This window comes from Paraburkholderia sp. SIMBA_054, from assembly GCF_046534875.1.
Taxonomy (GTDB): domain Bacteria; phylum Pseudomonadota; class Gammaproteobacteria; order Burkholderiales; family Burkholderiaceae; genus Paraburkholderia; species Paraburkholderia hospita.
Window position 1 is genome coordinate 1 of the sequence record NZ_JAWRXV010001384.1, and the last position, 248, is coordinate 248.

The 248-nt window shown below is 38.3% G+C and carries 1 protein-coding gene; it reads left to right on the forward strand.

Translation table 11 applies throughout. The features are described from left to right. Window positions 1–248: hypothetical protein (locus SB822_RS59600; RefSeq protein ID WP_410859438.1), on the forward strand; the 248-nt coding region annotated here is incomplete at both ends.

The following is a 248-nucleotide window of genomic DNA, read 5'->3' on the forward strand; positions in this document are numbered from 1 at the left end:
TGGGGAAGTGTTAAAACTTCCGCAGAAAATTCTTTAGGGAACTTAAGTGAAAAATGGGAAGATATAAAAACTACAGCATCTAATACGCTATTTAATTCAGAATGGTGGGCGGAACAAGCTGGGTACATTAGTGGAGTTTTGGAATCCACTGTCTTTAACGGAGAATGGTGGGGAGAGAAGTGGAATAACGTAAAAGAATGGACTCAAGAAAAATGGGATAGTGCAGTTGGAATATGGGATTCTATTAA